Raw genomic sequence first — 19,770 nt, 5'->3', positions numbered from 1 at the left:
ATTCCGAATACAATCTGTCGAAGGGGGGAAATGATGAACTGGATTGCCAAACAGCTCTATTATAAGGTTCAAAGGCAGATGACAGGCATCTCACAAATAACGGAAGCGCAAGAGCGGTGGATGTATTTGTATGAAGACAAAGTTGTGACACACTATCGGGAATTTCCCATTCATGAAGTATTTGATATATCTTATCGAAAGTTGGGCGGTACGGAAGGGATTTTGTATTTGCATACTAAGCAGGGCGTTTATTCCTACATGGTCAAAGCAGATCCTTCTGAATTTGTCGAGGCTTTCAAGCAGCTGGAGTCCAGTTCCTGAAGCCCTCCGGAAAATGCAAAAATCCCCCGGGTTCTCCGGGGATTTGCGCTTTCCGCTTCGCAGCATATGCTTATGCTACTTATGCTACGGCAATCATTAGAATGATCCAACCCGCCAAGAAGGCAAGCCCTCCAAGCGGTGTTATCGCACCCAGCTTTCTAACGCCGGATAAACTTAAAGCATACAGGCTGCCGGAGAACAGAAATATCCCGGCGAACAGGACATAACCGGCCATGATGACGAGAGAAGAATTCTCTACGCTTTCCGAGATCGGTCCGAGCAAAAGCAGACCGAGCGCATGGGCGATATGGTATTGGATTCCCGTCTGGTACACCTTCATCATGTCTTCGGACAACCTTTTCTTTAAGGCATGCGCCCCAAAAGCGCCTAAAGCAACCGCGATGAACATATTCAAGCTTCCGAGCATGATTAACGTCTTCATGAACAACGCCTCCATACAAGATAGTACCGAACCGGAGGCTATTTCGTCAAATCCGCCCGTCCGCTAGAGGAGTCCGGATTTGCCGGTTAAACCCTATGAACCCTAGTAAAAAGGAGAGAGGAAACATGTCTGTAATGAACATATTAAAAAGCCGCAGAGCAGTAAGAAACTATGAGCCGAAAGAAGTCGAAACCGAGAAAATCACCAGGCTGCTGGAAGCGGCTGTTTGGGCGCCCAATGATCGTTTGCGCGAGCCGTGGCATTTTTATGTGATCCGTGGGGAAGCCAAGACGCGATATGAGCAAATTGCCCGCGAATTTCTGGAAGAACGGTTCCCGACAAAGCCTCATTTGGTCAAGGAATCGATCGCCGTGCTGGAATCAACGCCGCTTGTCATTGTAGTCACCTCGGATATCATTCCTGGTGATGAGGCGTCCTCGGAGGATAACGAATACGCCGTTGCATGTGCCATTCATTCCATGTGGCTTGCTGCACAGGAGCTTGGGCTGGGACTGGTGTGGCGGACAAGAGGAATCGGCCTTGCCAGAGACGAACGATTACATAAGCTGATCGGATCACCCGAGAATCGCAAAATTGTCGGCTCCGTCTTTGTGGGCTATCCGGCCGCAGACAGTCCGGAAACCAAGCGGACGGCAATCGAAGACAAAACTACCTGGTTGTAAGACGGTCAGGCAACCCCGGTTCGGCACTCTTCCGAATTTATCCCAAATTTTCACTCCGGCCCGCGTGTTAACGCGGGTTCGACTGTTGAGCAGGCCTCAACAGTCTTTTTTTTCAATATGAATTTCTCGACTCCGCGGCAACTATCATTCCTGAAAATAGATGGAAATTCTGAAAGAAGGAGGGGTTTATTTGCGAGAGTTCATTTTTATAGATTACTAATTGATCTGTCTATACATATCAAAACTGAAGTGAATATAGTAATAGTCAATAGCTAGTATTGAAAGGAGGGTCGGGATGTTATTTCAAAGAATCAAGGGACTGGTGAGCATCATTATTCCATGTTATAACGCATCACCTTATCTATTGGATTGTTTAAACAGCATCGTGTCACAAAGTTATCGTGATCTTGAAATCGTCATCGTGAATGACGGTTCAACCGATAATACAAAGTCCGTGATTCAAACATGGTTAAATACGACTGAAGTTAAGGAACGGTTTGCAACGAAACATCGAATCCAAATCCTGAATTTACCTTATAATACCGGATATGCCGGGGCGAATTCGATAGGTTTGTTTTTAGCCAGGGGAGAGTATATTGCAATTCAAGACGCCGATGATTTGTCGCATCCGGATCGTATTTGTAAACAAATGGAGTTCCTCAGACAACATCCACAGGTAAATCTAGTAGGAACCAGCATCGCGGAATTTCGATCTGGCAACCCGAAAACGAAATTTCAGGTGAAATGGATTAAATACGGATTTGATCAAATTAGACAAAGCTATGAAAACGGAAGTTCAGGCGCTTGCTACGGCACTTTGTTATTTCAAGGAGAGGTTTTTGATCGGGTAGGCGGTCTATTCCGTTCACTTCGGGGCAAGCGCAAGGTTACCGGGCATGATTACTTTTTTATTTTTCGTTGCTTGAAAGAGGGCTATAGGATTGAGAATATTCCGGAAGTACTTTACTATTACCGCTTGCACCCAGACCAAATGTCCGGCAGAGGAAACAAATAAGAGAGGAAGGTGGAATCATTGAATAAACATCGAGGAGATTTTTCGAATTTTGAAAAAGGACTTGAGACCAGCAGAGCAAAGCTTACTCAGGCTCTTGCCGATTCGCAGGATATCACATTTATTACTTGCGGCGGAAATATAGGGGATTATTTAATTTGGGCCGGCACGAGACAGCTCTTGACACAAGTAAGTTACAAGGAAATAACAAAAGAAGGTCTTATAAAAGCCGAGGGGCATACGGCACTTATGACGGGAAGCGGCGGATGGTGCAAATCGCATGGTTCGATGCCAAAGCTTCTGCCCGAAATTGAGAAAAGATTCGAGAAAGTCATCGTTCTTCCTTCCTCTTTTGATCGTGATTTATATACAGTTCAGCGTGTGCTTTCGAATACTCGCGCACTGGTTTTTGCCAGAGAGGAAGAATCGTATCGTCAGATTAAAGACTTATGTCATGCCGATATTGCGTATGACTGTGCCTTATTTTTTGATTTTGCTCCATACCGGGCACCTGGCAAAGGGGAGCTTGTCGCTTATCGCACCGATGGGGAATCTGCTCGTTCAGCAGTTCCGAACAATAATTATGATATATCCAGAAGATCTATTTGTAAAAATCATGAAGATTGGCTTCGAATCATCGCCCGATACGAATCTGTAAGAACAGACAGGGCACATGTTATGATCGCGGCGGCAATGCTTGGAAAAAAAGTACTATATTCATCTTCCAGCTATCATAAAGTTCCCGAAATTGCTAAATTTTCGCTCAAAGATTTTCCGGTTTATCCTGAATAAAAAATAACCTTCGCAGGCAGTCAGCGCTTGAAAGGAGGCCGTATTTTGTTTAGATTTCGGTTTATTTTAGACTATTTTCAACTGCCGTTTGCTACAGGACCTACACTTGCATCAAATATGAGAGCAAAATGGTTATCGCAATTGTGCCCGGAGGATTTGGAAATCGGATTTTCCCCATTCGCCGGACAAAAACCGCTGTATCATTCAGACAAATTCCGGATCGTTCCCAAAAATGAGTCCGGCTGGTGGAACCATTATTATTTTAATTCTTGGCAAATGGAGCAGGAGACCCGCAACTGGAGCCTGGGACCCAACATCAATCCCCAAAAAACAGCAACGCAGCACGTTCCGATTATCGTTAATTCGCAATATCAGAAAAATCAGCTTTTGAAAAGCTGGACAGATTATCCGGATGACTTGATCAAGGTCATCCCCACCATGGTCGATCACGAGCTTTTTAAGCCGGGGCAGAAAAACAGGCAATTCACTGTTGGCTGGATCGGTTATGACCACCCGAGCCGGTCTACCAAAGGAGCGGAAGTCATTCCCTATCTTGCCCGGAGATTCCCGGATATTCAATTTCAGATGATTCATGCCAAACCCCCGGCGTATCGCCATCTTTGGCTGCCGGTCCCGCTCAAAAACCTCACCATCTACGAGCAGGTTCCTCACCACCAGATGAGGGATATGATCAGTCAATGGCATCTGCTTATATGCGGCAGTAAATGGGAGACCGGCGCAACGCACGTCAAGGAGGCGATGGCTTGCGGAGTACCCGTTATCGGGTGCGATGTAGGTGCGCTGCCGGAGGTGGCCGGAAGCCAAATTTTATTGAAACATATGAAATGGGAACCGGTCGAACCGGAGTGGGTTGTGTGGACGCAGGAGTCGCTGGAGCGCTTTGCGGCCGCTTTGGAAGAGGTATTGCACGACTCCCGCCGCTATAAAAAGCTGGTTAAAGACGCTATTGCGGAAAGCCGGAAGTCCAATCCCAAAATTATAGCTTCGCACTGGTTTGATTTTATGTACAAATGCAGAGACTTTCAGCAATAAGCGGTTCATTTTAAGCTATAACATTTAAGGAGGTCCGATTCATGAGTAAAGTTACGGTATTGATTCCATTCTACAATCCGGGAAAATATTTGAAGGAAGCTGTCGAAAGCGTATTGATGCAGACGTATGAGAACTGGAAGCTCATTTTGATAGACGATGGTTCGACGCAGGAATATTTCTCCCAAATTCAATCCTATGTAACAGATAAGCGCATAACCTTAATACGCAACCCCAGAAATCTCGGTCAATCCAAAAGCCTGAATGAAGGCCTGAAATTAGTGGATACACCGTATACCGTCCAATTGGACAGTGACGATTGGTTCTATCCGCATACGCTCGAAGTGCTGGTGAGAGAAGCGGAAAAACAACCTGCTGATGTGGCCGTCGTAAGCGGCAATATCAACATCGTATTTGAGGATGCGTACGGAAATCGCATAGCCAATGACGTAATGAAGGGCAGGTCGTTTCAGGACCGATATGATTTTTTGCTGGCCAACCTTTCTTTATGGCCGCGGTTTTATCGCACCTCGTGCTTGCGGCATATCGGCGGCTGGCCGACGGATGATCCTTATGAAGGCAGACATTTGGAGGACAAGCGTGTATTGTACCGGCTGATTGAGCATTTCCGTTTTCACTGGGTCGATCACATGCTGTACAATTGCCGCCGGCACAACAATAACCAGACGAATCAGACTGCGGTCTATTCGGAAATGACAAAATGGGCCGTAAATGATGCTTTACGCAGGTGGGGAAGCCGGTATAAACCCGTTTTTTTAACTTACGGGGCAGGATGGACAAAGTTGGATCGACTCATTGAACAAGAAACAATTCCTAAGAAAACAAAATCACCTGTGAAAAAAACTGCAGCCAACGTACTCCCCAGTCCGGTTCTCCAGGTCCAAAATCAATCAACTCATCCCACATCCGCCACCGCCAGTACAAAACCAAATACCGGTTTCGGCACAGGCCCCAACACCGTTTCTGGAACAGCTCCCAACACCGGACTCGGCATGGGTCCCAACACGGGACCGGGAACAGCCCCCAACACCGGACTCGGCACAGGCCCCAACACCGGTCCAGGGACAGCCCCCAACACGGGACCGGGAACGGGTCCGGGAACCGGTCCGGGGACGTGATGACCTATTAACGATCTGGTAACGATCATCGTGCCGACATTCAATAAAGCCAGCTTTATTCAACAAACGCTTCTTTCCATTTATCAGCAATCGTATACCCAATGGCGCTTGCTCGTCATCGACGATGCTTCGACGGACCGGACGCCCGAATTGGTAAAATCCCTTTTGACCACACCCCGGGCCAAACTTGTTCAATACAAAGTAAATCGGGGAATAGGCCACATTTTGAACCAGGCGTTGTCTATGGTGAATACGAAATATTTCATTCAGGTTGACGGAGACGACTGGATCGCTCCCGATACGCTCGAACGCCTTATTCACCGGATGGAGAAGGAGCCGGACTCGGTAGCCTTGGCCTATGCCAATACCATCCATTGGCATCAAATCGGCGGTGTGGACTATTACCATAAACTGGTTCGCCACCGTCCGTTTCGGGACCGCTATGATTTTGCCGCTTACGATCCGATGGTGCAGCCGCGATTTTATCGCACGGCATGCGTGCGACAGGTTGGAGGGTGGGAGGTGGATGATCCTACCCAAGGCCGGATGATGGAGGATCGAAGAATGCTCTTGCGGTTGCTTGACCGGTTTACATTCGCTTATGTAGACCGTCCTTTATACCATTTCCGTTACCATCATTCGAATTTAAGTTTGGACAGCAACGCCCATGTGTATAATCGTCTTCGAAAACTGTACACGGATCGAGCGCTTATTCGGTGGGGCGATCTTTATACGGCGGATTATGTCGGACCCGAACATCTGTGGCAATCCGTAAGGCTTGTTCCGAAGAGGAAGGGGGGATCCGCCACATGAAGGTTACCGTGGTGATTACTTTGTACAACAAAGAAAAATTTATAGATCGGGCGATTCAAAGCGTACTGCATCAAACCCATTCGAACTGGACATTGATCATCATCAACGACGCATCCACCGATCATTCGTTGGCTAAGATTGAGCCTTATTTGAAGGACCGACGGATTAAATGCATAACGCTGAAAAGAAATCTGGGCCAGGCGCATGCGCTAAACTATGCCCTGACACAGATTGAAACTTCTCATTTTATTCAACTTGACGCGGATGATTGGCTGGATCAAGCAGCGCTCGGGCAAATGGTCGATGCTGCGGGAGCTTTTGCCCATGCAGGATTAATCTATGCAAACAATATTGTATATTGGGAAAACGAGGCCGGTAAAGTCATAAAACAGGAACCTATTGTGCTCAGGCAGTATACAGACCGTTACGATTTATTAAAACATATGAATCATACCCTGCTGCCGAGATTTTACCTGACCCAAGCCGTGCGGGATATCGGAGGATGGTTGTCGCAGAAAAAAGAGGATATCTACTCGGAAGACGTCCAAATCTTATTGAGATTGTCCGCCAAGTATCCGATGGTATGGCTTAACCAGTTTTTATACCATAGACGCAAGTATGCCCAAAATATAAGAGCTTTTGAAACTAGCCGTCCGATGAGATGGAAATACCGCTATGATTTGTACAATCAGATGTTAAGAGAATGGGGAAATGAGTATCGGGCGATTTGGAAAAAGGATGGGGACGCTTATATTTTAGTTGACCTGGTTCCGAACAAATAAAGAAAGGATGAGCTCTAAAATGGACTATACCATTGTAATTCCGGTTTATAATATGGAGAATCAATTGCAGCATGCGATTACAAGTGCGATCAACCAGACTCATCCCCCTGCCGACATTCTAATATATGACGATGCTTCCTCTGATAATTCCATGACTGTGATCAACCGCTACGCCAACGATAAACGGATTCAGGTGGTCAGGATGAAGCAAAATTCGGGGATTTCCGTTGTCCTCAATGCCGCTCTGGCAAAGGTACGCACTCCTTATATGATCCAGCTGGACGGGGATGACTGGTTGGAACCGAATGCGGCCATATCATTAATCGAAGCTTTGGAACATCGGCCGGGTGCTGCTTTTTCCTATGGAAATCATCGTTTGTGGAGCATCAATGAACACAAACAATCCGTGCTATGGGATCAAGTGATACAGCCTTCTTTTAACTCCAAATACGACTTTCTCCTAAAGCTGGGATATATGTTAAATCCAAGGTGCTACAGGGTTTCTTGTGTACGCAAAGTGGGCGGATGGATTACAGACGATCCCGATGACCCTTGGAAGGGCCGATATTATGAGGATGCCCGGATGATCCTGCGGCTGGTTGGGAAATTTGAATGGGTGCATGTACCGAAGTTTTTGCACAATGTCAGGTATGATCTGAATAAATCGGCAAGCAAGATCAAGATTTATAATCATCTGAGGAAAATGTTTTATGAGAAAATGTTGATCAGCTGGGGTAATGAATACAGGCCCGTATGGGAGATGAATGCAGCCGGCAGGATTGTACTCAAAAAGTTGGTTTAGAACAACGCCAACCAATCGATATCATACAGCCCACAAAACCTTATGGCGTTTTGAAGTGAGCCCTTAGCCATTTAGCGGCATGAAGCGTTTTTCAATGTCCGTTCCACGGGGGATACGTCAGAGGTTGATGTGGGCTTTTTCTATATTCGCAATCCGATTTAAGTTATAATCAAAAAAAGGAGGCGTCTTGATGATCAGTGACATCTTCACATTCCATGATGCGGAAGGTGTGTCGATTACGGTTCACCGTTGGCTTCCGGAGGAAGGGACGCCGGTAAAGGCCGTTCTGCAAATTGCCCATGGCCTGGCGGAAAGAGCACAGCGATACGAACGGCTGGCGGTGCAGCTGACGCAATCGGGCTATGCCGTTTATGCGAATGATCATCGCGGGCACGGTTTGACGGCGGGGACGTCCGAGCGGATTACGCATATTGGCCATGCCGGATTCGACAGGATGGTGGAGGCGCTGGCCCTGCTGACGGATCGCATCCGCTCCGAATACCCCGGGGTCCCTGTTTTCGTGTTGGGGCACAGTATGGGATCGTTTTTGACGTTATTGTACATGGAGCGTTATCCCCATAAAGCGGACGGGATGATATTATCCGGGACGAAAGGGCGACAAACCTTGCTGCACAGTCTTGGCTTCCTGCTTGGCAAGCTGTTCTCAACCTTGCAAGGAGAAAAGCACTGCAGCCGGTTGTTGAACTGGCTGGTAACGGGTCAGTACAACTTGTTTTTTCGTCCGAACCGCACCAGGTACGACTGGTTAAGCCGGGACGAAGCGGAGGTTGATGCCTATATGAAAGACCCCCTGTGCAATGCAGGGATCACGAACGAGTTCATTATGTATATGACCAAAGGTTTGTTGGAGGCCTACCGTTCCGATCGACTGGGGCGCATTCCGAAATCGCTGCCGGTTTACTTGTTTGCCGGGGATAAGGATCCGGTAGGCGGTATGGGCAAATCGTTCTTATGGCTTGTATACGAGCTTCAAAGACAAGGGGTGCACGATGTAACCTACAGGCTCTATTCCGGAGGGAGGCATGAGATGCTGAACGAAACGAATCGCGATGAAGTGACCGGGGATTTGTTGCGATGGCTTGAAGCCCGCGTGAACGCGACTGATGCTGTCAAAACGGAAATGTAATTCCATTCATGCATACATATTGGTAAAGGGACTGGCTTGAAAGGGGAATAGAGCAATCGGTAAGAAGCCTCGACCCCTGCTGCATGTTAGAATAGAGAAGATATAAAATCAATCCTGACGTATAAAGAGTTCAGTCGGCGGCATTAGACATGAGAGGAGAAAGACTGTGGAAAATCAGTACGAATCAAATGCTGACGGAGGGACATTTGGGAGCAAAAGCAACTTTTTAGTGGTCATGGTTATGATCCTTGGCGTGTTCGCAGCCATATTGAATGAAACGCTCCTAAGTGTAGCTTTGTCCAAAATCATGGGAGACCTCACGATTTCGCCTGGCTCCGCGCAATGGTTGACAACCGGATATCTGTTGGTAATCGGTATGCTCATACCGGTCACCGCTTTTTTGATTCAGCGGTTTACAACAAGAAGCTTGTTCCTTTCAGCCATGTGCGTGTTTACAGCAGGTACATTCGTAGCGGCTATCGCACCGGGGTTCGCCCTGCTTTTCATCGGAAGGGTGCTTCAAGCCGCGGGAACCGGGGTGCTTTTTCCTTTATTGACCAATGTGGTATTCGCCACGGTGTCTATTGAAAAAAGAGGCTCGGCCATGGGGATGATCGGCATTGTGATCACATTTGCTCCCGCGATCGGCCCCACTTTGTCCGGTATCATTGTCGAGCATTTCAGCTGGCGGGTTCTCTTTTATAGCGTTTTGCCGGTCGCTCTGTTTGTCATTGTTTTTGCATTTTTGAAGCTTAAAAATGTGACGGAGACGTCAAAGCCGAAGATTGACGCGGTGTCGCTTCTTCTTTCAACCGTAGGATTCGGGGGGATTGTGTACGGCTTCAGCAGTGCCGGTGAAGGACACGGGGGGTGGTCAAGCAACGGGGTCCTTATTCCCATTGCCACCGGGATCGTTTCTTTAGGCCTGTTTATATGGAGGCAATTGACGGTGTCAGAGCCCTTGCTGGATCTAAGAACATTTAAATACAGCATATTCAGGATGTCGACTCTGATTATGATCATCGTTATGATGGCGATGTTCTCCGCCATGCTGCTGCTGCCGATTTTTTTGCAGAACGCGCTGGCCTACAGTCCGTTGAAGGCAGGTCTGGTTATGCTGCCCGGAGGTATTGTCATGGGGATGATGTCGCCGATTACGGGCCGGTTATTTGATAAATTCGGCGCCAAGTGGCTTGCGGTCATCGGATTGGCGCTGATAGGCCATTCGCTGTGGCAGTTTGCCTTTATCACCTTGTCCACCTCATACAGCATGATCATGGTATGGAACACGCTGTTGATGCTGGGGATCTCGATGTTAATGATGCCGGTCATGACCAACGCTTTGAACGAGCTTCCGCCCCCGCTATATCCTCACGGTACGGCCATTATCAGCACGCTTCAGCAGGTGGCGGGCGCGATCGGTACCGCACTGCTGGTCACCGTGATGACCAAAAGCTCCGAACGCTTTCTGGAACGTGCGGCGGCTGCGAAAGAAGCGGCCGGACTGCAAATTCCAGCCATGATGGCCGGAATGAAAAGCGCGTTCTTGCTTGCATTTGGACTGGTCGCCATCGCTTGGACAATATCATTTTTTCTTAAACGAGCCGCGTCGCCGGAAGGGGATACGGAAGGCAAGCGAGTGTCTGCACACTAGGGCATGCGGATTCAATCGGATCGAAATACCTTAAAACAGAGCGGCTGCTCTGTTTTTTTGCTGCGGGATAGGCTGGACCCAACCAAGGGCATCCATCGAAGTTCACGTCGGATGGATTCACTTTGCAGGATTTAAGGGTTATTTGTAGAATAATCTACGATGCTGCATGAATTTAGACAGCTAGTTTGGGATAGCGGTATTCGCTAACCAGGGGAAGGGAAGAGTGCGTTGTGGCAGTAGCAAAGGACAATAAAGAAACTTATCTGTTCACAAGAGTGGACAAAAATACGAAATCACTTCCGGTCTCGTTTGAAGATTGGGCATTGAAGGCAAGAGAGATTCTGCCTGACGGTCCATTTGATTATATCATCGGCGGGTCGGGTGTGGAAGAGACGTTGGCAGCCAACATTAAAGCGTTTTCCCGGTGGGCGATTGTCCCGCGGATGTTGAGGGATGTCACCCATCGTTCGGCTCACATCACGCTCTTTGGCCAACAGCTGCGTACTCCGGTTTTATTGGCGCCGGTCGGCATGCAGGCCATTGCTCATCCGGATGGCGAGCTTGCGACGGCCAGAGCTGCAGCGGCGGCTGGAATTCCTTTTGTGGTCAGCACCGTTTCCTCTTATTCGTTGGAGCAGATCGCACAAACGATGGGAGATGCTCCCCGCTGGTTCCAGCTCTACTGGTCCAACGACCGCGAAGTGTCCGCAAGCATGGTAAGGCGGGCGGAAGCAGCGGGTTATTCTGCGATTGTACTGACGGTAGATACCATCATGCAAGGATGGAAACGCCGTGATTTACGCAACGGGTATTCTCCGCTTCGGGAAGGGAAGGGGCTGGCCAACTATATTCAGGACCCTGTGTTCCGCTCTCGTTTGACGGAAGTCACCCCGGAGAATGCAGTAGAAGAAATTATCCGTGGGATCTACCATCCGGCATTGAGCTGGGGCGACATTGCATTTTTACGCGAGCATACCAGCCTGCCGATTTTGTTAAAAGGCATACTTCATCCGGAGGATGCGAAGCTTGCCTTGGAGCATGGAGCAGACGGCATCGTTGTGTCCAATCACGGCGGGCGCCAGCTCGACGGGGCTGTCTCCGCATTGGAAGCACTGCCCGGAATTGCGGAAGCGGTGAACGGGCGGCTTCCCGTACTTCTGGATAGCGGCGTTCGCACGGGCTCGGACGTTATCAAAGCGATGGCTTTAGGGGCCAATGCGGTCATGATCGGGCGTCCGTTTATGCTGGGCTTGGCTGTCGCGGGGGAACAAGGCGTTGCAAGCGTACTGGATACCTTGTTAGGCGAACTGGATGTGGCGATGGCTCTTTCAGGAAGCAATACCGTTGCTGACTTGAATCCAAGCATCCTTGTCCGCGTGTAAAAAAGATTGTCGCGGGGCCTCATCGCAATGGAGGATGGAGTCCTTCACATCAAGCAGTCCGAGACTTTGTTTTCAGGTCTTGGACTGCTTTTGTATGGAGGCAAATCGACATACTTCTGTTGTAAAAAAAGCATATCCGACCTAGCGCGGTTGGATATGCTTGGGAAACATCGTTTAAAACACTTTGGTCGTCCAGGATTCACAGTTCCATGTATCGGTAACGATATCGCGATAAAATTCCGGTTCGTGAGAAATCATCAGGATGCTGCCTTTGTAAGCCTTGAGGGCGCGCTTGAGCTCGTCCTTGGCATCCACATCCAGGTGGTTGGTCGGCTCGTCGAGAACAAGCAGGTTTGTTTCGCGGTTGATCAACTTGCAAAGCCGCACTTTTGCCTTTTCCCCGCCGCTAAGCACGGCAATTTTGCTTTCGATATGCTTGGTTGTGAGTCCGCACTTGGCCAGCGCCGCGCGCACCTCGAACTGTGTAAAGGAAGGGAATTCGTTCCACACTTCCTCGATGCATGTATTGTAATTGGCCTCCTTCATTTCCTGCTCGAAGTAGCCGATGCTCAAGCTTTCTCCGAGCTGGACGGAACCGGACAGAGCCTGAATCTCCCCTAAAATACTGCGCATCAGCGTCGTCTTGCCGATCCCGTTCGCACCCACAAGCGCGATCTTCTGGCCGCGTTCCATGCGCAGGTTAAGCGGATTCGATAAAGGATGGTCATAACCGATGACAAGCTCCGCCGTTTCAAAAATCAGCTTACCGGAGGTTCTGGCTTCCTTGAAGTTGAACTGCGGCTTCGGTTTTTCCTTTGCCAGCTCGATGATTTCCATCTTGTCGAGCTTCTTTTGTCTGGACATCGCCATGTTTCTCGTCGCAACACTTGCTTTATTACGGGCTACGAAGTCTTTCAAGTCCGCAATTTCCTGCTGCTGGCGCTTATAGGCTGCTTCAAGCTGCTGCTTTTTCATTTCATAGACCTGCAGGAAATGGTTGTAATCGCCGACATAACGGGTCAATGCTTGATTTTCCATATGATAGATCAGGTTAACGACGCTGTTCAGGAACGGAATGTCGTGAGAAATTAAAATGAAGGCATTCTCGTAATCCTGCAGGTAACGTTTCAACCAGTCGATATGCTGCTCATCGAGATAGTTCGTCGGCTCGTCGAGAAGCAGGATGTCCGGCTTTTCGAGCAGCAGCTTCGCGAGTAATACCTTTGTTCGCTGTCCGCCGCTAAGGTCATTGACGTCCTTATCCAGTCCGATATCCGTAAGTCCCAGTCCGCGGGCGGTTTCCTCGATCTTGGCATCGATCATGTAAAAATCCTGATTCGTCAATGTATCTTGAATCGTTCCGACATCCTCGAGCAGCTGCTCAAGCTCTTCCGGTGAAACATCGCCCATTTTCGCGTACATGTCGTTCATCTCCTGTTCCATGTCGAACAGGTATTGGAAGGCTCCCTTCAGGACATCGCGGATCGTCAAGCCCTTGCTGAGCACCGCATGCTGATCAAGATACCCGACGCGCATGCGTTTGGACCATTCGATCTTGCCGTCATCCGGCTGGAGTTTGCCCGTAATGATGTTCATGAAGGTAGATTTTCCTTCACCGTTGGCGCCAATGAGTCCGATGTGCTCGCCTTTGAGCAGCCGGAAGGATACGTCGTTGAAGATAGCGCGGTCTCCGAAGCCGTGACTTAGCCGTTTTACATTTAATATGCTCATAAATAACACCTTTTCTTTTAACTTTTTCTCGTCCTATTATAAGCTTTGAAGGGCGCATAACTCAATGCGGGAGACCATGCAAATAAATTTTGTTCTGCGGAAGGAAATGATTTACAACAGAACATATGTTTGATATAATTATTTTTGTAAAGCGCTTTAATCGTGTGGGGTATCCAAGTTGACTGGTCATCACCTAAAATACGGACGGAAGGAAGATGCAGGAATGCGGATTGACCGATATGCAGAAATAGACGAGGTAATCGCTTATATTCATCAGCATATGGACGAACCGCTTTCGCTTTCCCGACTGGCCGCTCATATCGCCTACAGTCCATACCATTTCACGCGCATTTTCAAAGAAAGAACGGGCATTCCGCCTTTATATTATGTTTCATCCCTCCGGCTGCAAAAGGCAAAAGAGCTGCTCCTGCGCACGAATTTGAGCGTTCGCGATATTGTATTGGAGATCGGACAGCAGAGTCTGGGAACTTTCACCACCCGATTTACCGAACGGGTAGGCATGACGCCGTCGGATTTTCGGAATTCCTCCTTGCTGCAAGCGGAGAGCCACTTCCATACACTGCGGACGCTTAAGCATTGGTACGAATCTCCTCCTGCTTCCAATCAACACGCCAGAATACAAGGGACCGTCCAAGCCGAGCAGCCTTTTGAAGGCGTCATTCTGATCGGCTTGTTTGCCAAACCGATTCCGGAAGGACTTCCCCTTTATGGCACACTGCTTTCTTCTTTAGGACATTTTTGTTTTACGGGTGTCAAACCGGGCACCTATTATCTGATGGCTACATCCATCTCCTGGGGGATGCAAACCATGGATGTTCTGCTTCCGCATACAACCTTACGCTTCCGGTCAAAACAGCCGATCGTAGTCGCACCCTATGGCTCCGTACCCCATCAGCATGTTATGCTTCACGTTCCCCGTCCGGATGATCCTCCTATCCTGATTTCGCTACCCTTGTTGATGAATAATTTCCTCACTCGGCTTTTTCAATACAATCATCGTTAAGAAACGGATTAACCTTCTATAAGGCTCAAAACGCCGTCCTTCCGCAAGGGAAGGGACGGCGTCCTGGTCTGATCGGCTTCTAATTAAAAATCAAAGTTGTCCGGATCCGGGCCGACACGGCGGTTTTGGTTTAACGCATCGATTTGATCCATTTCATCCTTCGTCAGCTCAAAATCGAAGATCGATGCATTTTCGATGATCCGGTGTTCTTTTGTTGTCTTCGGTATGGTGATAACCTCATGCTGCAGATCCCAGCGCAGAATGACTTGAGCGACAGATTTGCCGTGCTTGTCGGCAATTTTCTTGAGAACCGGATGATCCAGCAGCTGTCCCTGCATTAACGGCGACCAGGCTTCCAGCTGTATGTTATGCTTTTTCGTAAAGCTGAGCAGCTCTTTTTGCGTCAGGAACGGGTGGAATTCCACCTGGTTCACCATGGGTTTAATTTCCGCATCCTTCATTAGATCCTCCAGATGATGAATCTGGAAGTTGCTGACCCCGATCGCTTTAACCCGACCCTGTTGATAAAGGGTCTCCAAAGCTCTCCAAGCATCTTTATATTTGCCAGCCACCGGCCAGTGGATGAGGTAAAGATCCAAATATGCCAAGCCCAGCTTATTCAGGCTCGTCTCGTAAGCGGCCAGTGTGGATTCATAACCCAGGTCGACCGTCCATACTTTAGAAGTGACAAAGAGCTCTTCTCTGGCAAGATTGTTCTCGTGAAGTGCTTCGCGGATTCCTTGTCCGACACTGCTTTCATTGCCGTAAATCGCCGCTGTATCGATACTTCGGTAGCCGTGTCTTACCGCTGATTTAATGGCTTCGACGAGCTCCGAGCCTTCTTCTACTTTAAAAACGCCGATGCCCAGCCAGGGCATTTGAACTCCATTGTTCAGTGCAATTTTGCTTTGTAAATGTTGGTTCATAAGGACTGCCTCCAGATTTTATTATTTTATTTATGTCAGTATTTCATGCGGTTCAATGGTTCAATGTATTGATAAGCAGGTTCCCGCATGAGCTGCGGTTTTCTGTCTTCTTTCCAGAACCATGCTCCAGATTGTGAGGACCACGGCTGCCAATACCATGACTGCGCCGATCCAAGCCGTATGAATAAGCCCGATGGCATCCGTAACGATACCGCCCAGATAGGCTCCAATGGCAATGCCTGCGTTAAAGGCGGCAATATTAACGGCAGATGCGACATCGACGGCCCTAGGGGCGTAACGCTCTGCCAGCGTGACGACATAAACCTGAAGTCCGGGTACGTTCATAAAAGCCAGCAATCCCATGCCGAAGATGGTGATTAATCCCGGAATTTTATACGGGGCGGTGAATGTAAGAAGAAAGAGTATAAGAGCTTGTAAAACAAACATCCACAGCAAGGCCGTAAGCGGCTTTCGGTTCGCCGCCTTGCCCCCGATGACATTGCCGATGGCGATGGCGATTCCGTACAGCAGGAGAATGAAGGCTACCGTCGTTTCCTTAAATCCAGTGATGTCATGCAGTAACGGGGATAAATAAGTGAAAACGACAAAGGTTCCTCCATACCCGAGGGCGGTAATCATAAACGCAAGCAGCAGCCGTCCGTTAGTGACAAGTTTCATTTGATCGCGAATCTGTATCTTGCCGCCTTTGCGCAAATGGGAAGGGACAAGGATCATGTTGGCGATGAAAGCAACAATGCCAATGACGACAATTGAAATAAAGGCTGCGCGCCAGCCCAGCTGCTGGCCGATAAAGGTGCCGAGCGGCACACCGGTAACGGTGGCGACCGTCAGCCCGGAGAACATGATCGCAATAGCGCTGGCCCTGCGGTTCTCAGGTACGATGTCGGCCGCGATGGTCGAACCGATCGACATGAAAACACCGTGAGAGAGCGCGGAGATGACGCGGGCTGTAAGCAGCATTACAATTCCGCTGGAAAGAGCGGCAAGGCTGTTGCCTATAATAAAAACAAGCATGATCCACACCAGCAGCGTTTTGCGGGGAATGCCCGATGTCACAGCTGTTAATACCGGCGCTCCGAAAGTAACGCCCAGGGCATATAACGTAACGGTTAACCCGGTTAAGGTAACGGAGATGTTTAAATCTTCAGCGATCAGGGGAAGGAGCCCCACACTGATAAACTCGGTTGTTCCAATCGCAAAGGCGCTTATGGCCAAGGCTAGAAGCGCCAACGTACTTCTATTTTTATCCAAAGACATTCGTTCCACTCCTATCTGGTAATTACCGGCCGGCAAATGTTATTATGTATCCAGCGGACAAAAATGAACAGTACGTACTTTAAAGTACCATAGGTACTCAAAAGTTCCTATACACCAAGGAGGCAGATGAACGATGACTAAAAAGAAATACAACATCTCGGTTGAGGCTACCCTTGAGGTCATCGGGGGAAAATGGAAATGCGTCATCCTGTGCCATTTAACGCGCGGTAAAAAACGGACAAGCGATTTAAAACGCCTGATGCCCGGAATAACACAAAAAATGTTGACTCAGCAGCTCAGAGAATTGGAAGAGGATGGCATCGTGAACCGAATCGTCTATAACCAGGTCCCGCCCAAGGTAGAATATGAGCTCAGTGAATACGGATGGAGTCTCAAATCGATATTGGATGCCTTATGTGATTGGGGAGAAAAACATATCATCAAAGAATATGGCGATAAATATGCGGTGCTGGAGGATAATATATTAAATCAAAGTGATGCCGATCTGCAGAGCCTTACGAATAAGTAAGGCAGCCGGAAAATGTAAAAATGAAAGAAATGACCGCCAACTCCGGAAAGAAGGGGTATGAACGTTCACCTTATCTGAATTTCAAGAGGCAATAGACCAACAAATTGTTCACAATCGAAATAAAAGTCTTTTTTATGAGTCGGCTAACGGTCAATTGGCATTAAATCCTTCTAAAAAAACTCCGGTTTAGTCCGTTACCTGAGGCGGAATAACGTTCACGCCTATGGAATGGACAGAAACTTGGTGAAGACTTCAAATTTCTTATTTCAAATCAATTGGCTTGAATCTACTTTTCCTTCAAACACTTGGGGGACTGTCATTTCCCATATGGCTTTTTCAAACCATTTTACTCATCATCATTTAAAAACCGACGGGAAGTTCGAAGCCTACGCTCGAAAATATATGGAAATTCTAAACGCGTTAAAGGTTGGCGGAAGCTTTATTTATACACCGGGTCTTTCTTTTATTGAAGAATTATTAATCGCATCCAACGATTCGTTTGCAGTGGAAGCCGGAAAATATACGACAAAAGTAATTCTAAAGAAACGTTAGAGAGGACGACGATTCCTGTGAGAAAGAAGATGTTTTTATGGGCCGGTTCATTGACGCTTTGTTTGAGTTTGCTTCTGCCTTCCGGTAGAGGTCTCGCTGCGGAGCATCGTGTAAGCGTTACATTGCCAACATTTGAGGTGAAGCTTAACGGAAATAAAGTCGAAAATGAATACCGGGAATATCCGTTACTCGTGTATAGGGATATCACCTATGTTCCGATGACATGGTATGATTCCAGACTTTTGGGCTTGGAAACGGAATGGACGCAACAGGACGGGCTTAACATTGCTAAAGGAAAAGTGACTTCATCTTATGTTCCTTACAAAACCGATCATAAACATTCGGGCGGCTACAAGGCAGCCATCCCTGCATTTAAGATTACTATCAACGGCAGGACGGTGGACAATTCCAAAGAAGAATATCCCCTTTTAAGCTTCAACAACGTGATCTATTTCCCTCTGACCTGGAAATTTGCACATGATGAATGGGGTTGGGAATATGTGTGGGACGATAACGAAGGTCTGAATATAAATTCCGGCAACCCTCAGGTGAAAACCGTGGATCTCCCAACCTTTGCAGGTGAGAATGATGTTGCCGTATTTAAAGGATATTATTACTTTGCAGAAACCATAGGAAACACGAACCATGTATACAGAGCGCCTGTTCATAACACGTCAAATAAAGAACCGGTATATTCTTATGATGTGGATGCCTCATACAGCTTTAATAAGCGTTTGAATTTTGAGATCAGAGATGACGAACTCTGGTTCTCTTATCATGTTGGCGGAGCAATCATGGGCTACGATGTCTATTGCAAGGTAAACGACAATGGAAAGGCTGCAATAGAGCAACAAGGGTATCTCGATTTTAAACAGACTCCGAATGGAACCTTAACTATCCATCAATTCGTGCCGCCAGGAGGGAATAATCTATTGCTGGCTGCGGCCGGGCAAGAGAATCAACATGGCAAACGGATAGGGAATCCGAATCTGATCTACGGATGGCATGTAACGAATGACGGTACGTCCACAAGCTTTGGCCCAGATCGCTCCACTACCGTTCTCGGAGACGATGTCTATGTGCTGGCATCATCGTATCCTGTTGAACATGGGGATTTAAACAAGATTTACAAGATCAATATCAAGACAAATGAAACGGAAAAGATCATCCATGCGGAAGTGAGCCATTTTAAAATATTGAATCACAAGCTGTACTATGTAAAAGATGCGGATCATTCTTTATATTCAGCGAACCTGGATGGAACGGATGAGCAAAAATTATCCGATCTTCCCGTTGCCAATTGGTATGACGAAATCGACGGTCAGGTGTACTACACTGCTGCCAATGTAAAAGGGCAATTCCATCTTTACAGGGTGGAACCGTCCAAAGAAGATGCGCTTGTAATCAAAGAGCCGGTGGAAAGCGTCCAATTTGTGAATGATAAAATCATATGCAAGCTTGCAGCGGGAGAAGGATATGGCGTTAAGGTATTGGATCAATCCGGGGATCTTCATCTGGCCATTACGGATCAGGCGTCAGATGTTTTTGCATATCATGATTTCATTCTCATGGTGTCTGCAAAAGATCAATCGATAAAGGTGATTCAGTAGAAATGGCAAATGCGGTAAACGGATGACCCTCCATATAGCCAGCTTCAAGACCATTTTTTACTAGTGATATGAATACCCAGTTCGGATTTTGTTTCTCAACA

Annotated in this window: 20 protein-coding genes; 16 read left to right on the top strand and 4 right to left on the bottom strand. The window is 47.8% G+C overall.

Features of this window, described 5'->3' with window-relative positions; all coding sequences use genetic code 11:
• The first annotated feature begins 33 nt into the window (after positions 1 to 33).
• A complete protein-coding gene (locus NR121_RS00365) occupies positions 34 to 321 on the top strand; it encodes a hypothetical protein (RefSeq protein WP_062408226.1) in 288 nt (95 codons plus the stop codon).
• A 79-nt stretch (positions 322 to 400) separates the two neighbouring features.
• Here the strand turns inward: NR121_RS00365 and NR121_RS00360 are convergent, their stop codons facing one another.
• Complete coding sequence (locus tag NR121_RS00360) at positions 401 to 763, bottom strand: DUF423 domain-containing protein (RefSeq protein WP_054817221.1); 363 nt, start codon at positions 761 to 763, stop codon at positions 401 to 403.
• Positions 764 to 888: 125 nt separating this feature from the next.
• Between NR121_RS00360 and NR121_RS00355 the strand changes: the two genes are divergently transcribed.
• The 11 genes from NR121_RS00355 to NR121_RS00305 all read left to right on the top strand — a co-directional run bounded on the left by NR121_RS00355 (position 889) and on the right by NR121_RS00305 (position 12,019).
• Positions 889 to 1,446: a nitroreductase family protein gene (locus NR121_RS00355; protein WP_062408228.1), complete on the top strand. Its 558-nt coding sequence runs from the start codon at positions 889 to 891 to the stop codon at positions 1,444 to 1,446.
• Positions 1,447 to 1,741: 295 nt separating this feature from the next.
• Complete coding sequence (locus NR121_RS00350; RefSeq protein ID WP_062408230.1) at positions 1,742 to 2,461, top strand: glycosyltransferase family 2 protein; 720 nt, start codon at positions 1,742 to 1,744, stop codon at positions 2,459 to 2,461.
• An 18-nt stretch (positions 2,462 to 2,479) separates the two neighbouring features.
• The gene (locus NR121_RS00345) at positions 2,480 to 3,250 is read left to right on the top strand and encodes a polysaccharide pyruvyl transferase family protein (RefSeq protein ID WP_062408232.1); all 771 of its coding nucleotides are present in this window, start codon (positions 2,480 to 2,482) and stop codon (positions 3,248 to 3,250) included.
• Positions 3,251 to 3,295: 45 nt separating this feature from the next.
• Entirely contained in the window at positions 3,296 to 4,303 is a 1,008-nt protein-coding gene (locus NR121_RS00340) for a glycosyltransferase family 4 protein (RefSeq protein WP_074728235.1), read from the top strand.
• A gap of 41 nt (positions 4,304 to 4,344) precedes the next feature.
• Entirely contained in the window at positions 4,345 to 5,439 is a 1,095-nt protein-coding gene (locus NR121_RS00335; protein WP_054817225.1) for a glycosyltransferase family 2 protein, read from the top strand.
• 30 nt (positions 5,440 to 5,469) lie between these two features.
• Complete coding sequence (locus tag NR121_RS00330) at positions 5,470 to 6,252, top strand: glycosyltransferase family 2 protein (RefSeq protein WP_249929565.1); 783 nt, start codon at positions 5,470 to 5,472, stop codon at positions 6,250 to 6,252.
• A complete protein-coding gene (locus NR121_RS00325; RefSeq protein WP_062408240.1) occupies positions 6,249 to 7,034 on the top strand; it encodes a glycosyltransferase family 2 protein in 786 nt (261 codons plus the stop codon). The genes NR121_RS00330 and NR121_RS00325 overlap by 4 nt, the downstream gene beginning before the upstream one ends.
• A gap of 19 nt (positions 7,035 to 7,053) precedes the next feature.
• Complete coding sequence (locus tag NR121_RS00320) at positions 7,054 to 7,836, top strand: glycosyltransferase family 2 protein (protein WP_054817229.1); 783 nt, start codon at positions 7,054 to 7,056, stop codon at positions 7,834 to 7,836.
• 190 nt (positions 7,837 to 8,026) lie between these two features.
• Positions 8,027 to 8,983, top strand: coding sequence for an alpha/beta hydrolase (locus NR121_RS00315; RefSeq protein ID WP_054817230.1), 957 nt, complete (start codon positions 8,027 to 8,029; stop codon positions 8,981 to 8,983).
• A 235-nt stretch (positions 8,984 to 9,218) separates the two neighbouring features.
• Positions 9,219 to 10,637 (top strand): DHA2 family efflux MFS transporter permease subunit, encoded by a 1,419-nt coding sequence (locus tag NR121_RS00310; protein ID WP_306274233.1) that lies wholly within the window; start codon positions 9,219 to 9,221, stop codon positions 10,635 to 10,637.
• A gap of 230 nt (positions 10,638 to 10,867) precedes the next feature.
• A complete protein-coding gene (locus tag NR121_RS00305) occupies positions 10,868 to 12,019 on the top strand; it encodes an alpha-hydroxy-acid oxidizing protein (RefSeq protein ID WP_062408241.1) in 1,152 nt (383 codons plus the stop codon).
• A gap of 174 nt (positions 12,020 to 12,193) precedes the next feature.
• Here the strand turns inward: NR121_RS00305 and NR121_RS00300 are convergent, their stop codons facing one another.
• The gene (locus tag NR121_RS00300) at positions 12,194 to 13,750 is read right to left on the bottom strand and encodes an ABC-F family ATP-binding cassette domain-containing protein (RefSeq protein WP_256830082.1); all 1,557 of its coding nucleotides are present in this window, start codon (positions 13,748 to 13,750) and stop codon (positions 12,194 to 12,196) included.
• Between the two features lie 223 nt (positions 13,751 to 13,973).
• Between NR121_RS00300 and NR121_RS00295 the strand changes: the two genes are divergently transcribed.
• Positions 13,974 to 14,774, top strand: coding sequence for a helix-turn-helix domain-containing protein (locus NR121_RS00295; RefSeq protein WP_054817231.1), 801 nt, complete (start codon positions 13,974 to 13,976; stop codon positions 14,772 to 14,774).
• An 83-nt stretch (positions 14,775 to 14,857) separates the two neighbouring features.
• On the opposite strand, the gene NR121_RS00290 is transcribed toward NR121_RS00295, so the two are convergent.
• Both NR121_RS00290 and NR121_RS00285 read right to left on the bottom strand, forming a co-directional pair.
• On the bottom strand, positions 14,858 to 15,700 hold the full coding sequence (locus NR121_RS00290; RefSeq protein ID WP_054817232.1) for an aldo/keto reductase: 843 nt from the start codon (positions 15,698 to 15,700) through the stop codon (positions 14,858 to 14,860).
• A gap of 60 nt (positions 15,701 to 15,760) precedes the next feature.
• A complete protein-coding gene (locus tag NR121_RS00285; RefSeq protein ID WP_256830080.1) occupies positions 15,761 to 16,978 on the bottom strand; it encodes an MFS transporter in 1,218 nt (405 codons plus the stop codon).
• A 133-nt stretch (positions 16,979 to 17,111) separates the two neighbouring features.
• Here NR121_RS00285 and NR121_RS00280 point away from each other — a divergent pair, with 133 nt between their 5' ends.
• The 3 genes from NR121_RS00280 to NR121_RS00270 all read left to right on the top strand — a co-directional run bounded on the left by NR121_RS00280 (position 17,112) and on the right by NR121_RS00270 (position 19,669).
• Positions 17,112 to 17,507 (top strand): winged helix-turn-helix transcriptional regulator, encoded by a 396-nt coding sequence (locus NR121_RS00280; RefSeq protein ID WP_062408247.1) that lies wholly within the window; start codon positions 17,112 to 17,114, stop codon positions 17,505 to 17,507.
• Positions 17,508 to 17,747: 240 nt separating this feature from the next.
• A complete protein-coding gene (locus tag NR121_RS00275; protein ID WP_256830079.1) occupies positions 17,748 to 18,059 on the top strand; it encodes a hypothetical protein in 312 nt (103 codons plus the stop codon).
• A gap of 17 nt (positions 18,060 to 18,076) precedes the next feature.
• Complete coding sequence (locus NR121_RS00270; RefSeq protein ID WP_256830078.1) at positions 18,077 to 19,669, top strand: DUF5050 domain-containing protein; 1,593 nt, start codon at positions 18,077 to 18,079, stop codon at positions 19,667 to 19,669.
• Positions 19,670 to 19,770: the final 101 nt, after the last annotated feature.

This window comes from Paenibacillus sp. Pae15, from assembly GCF_024519685.1.
Taxonomy (GTDB): domain Bacteria; phylum Bacillota; class Bacilli; order Paenibacillales; family NBRC-103111; genus Paenibacillus_G; species Paenibacillus_G naphthalenovorans.
This window is presented reverse-complemented; position numbering and strand designations above follow the sequence as displayed.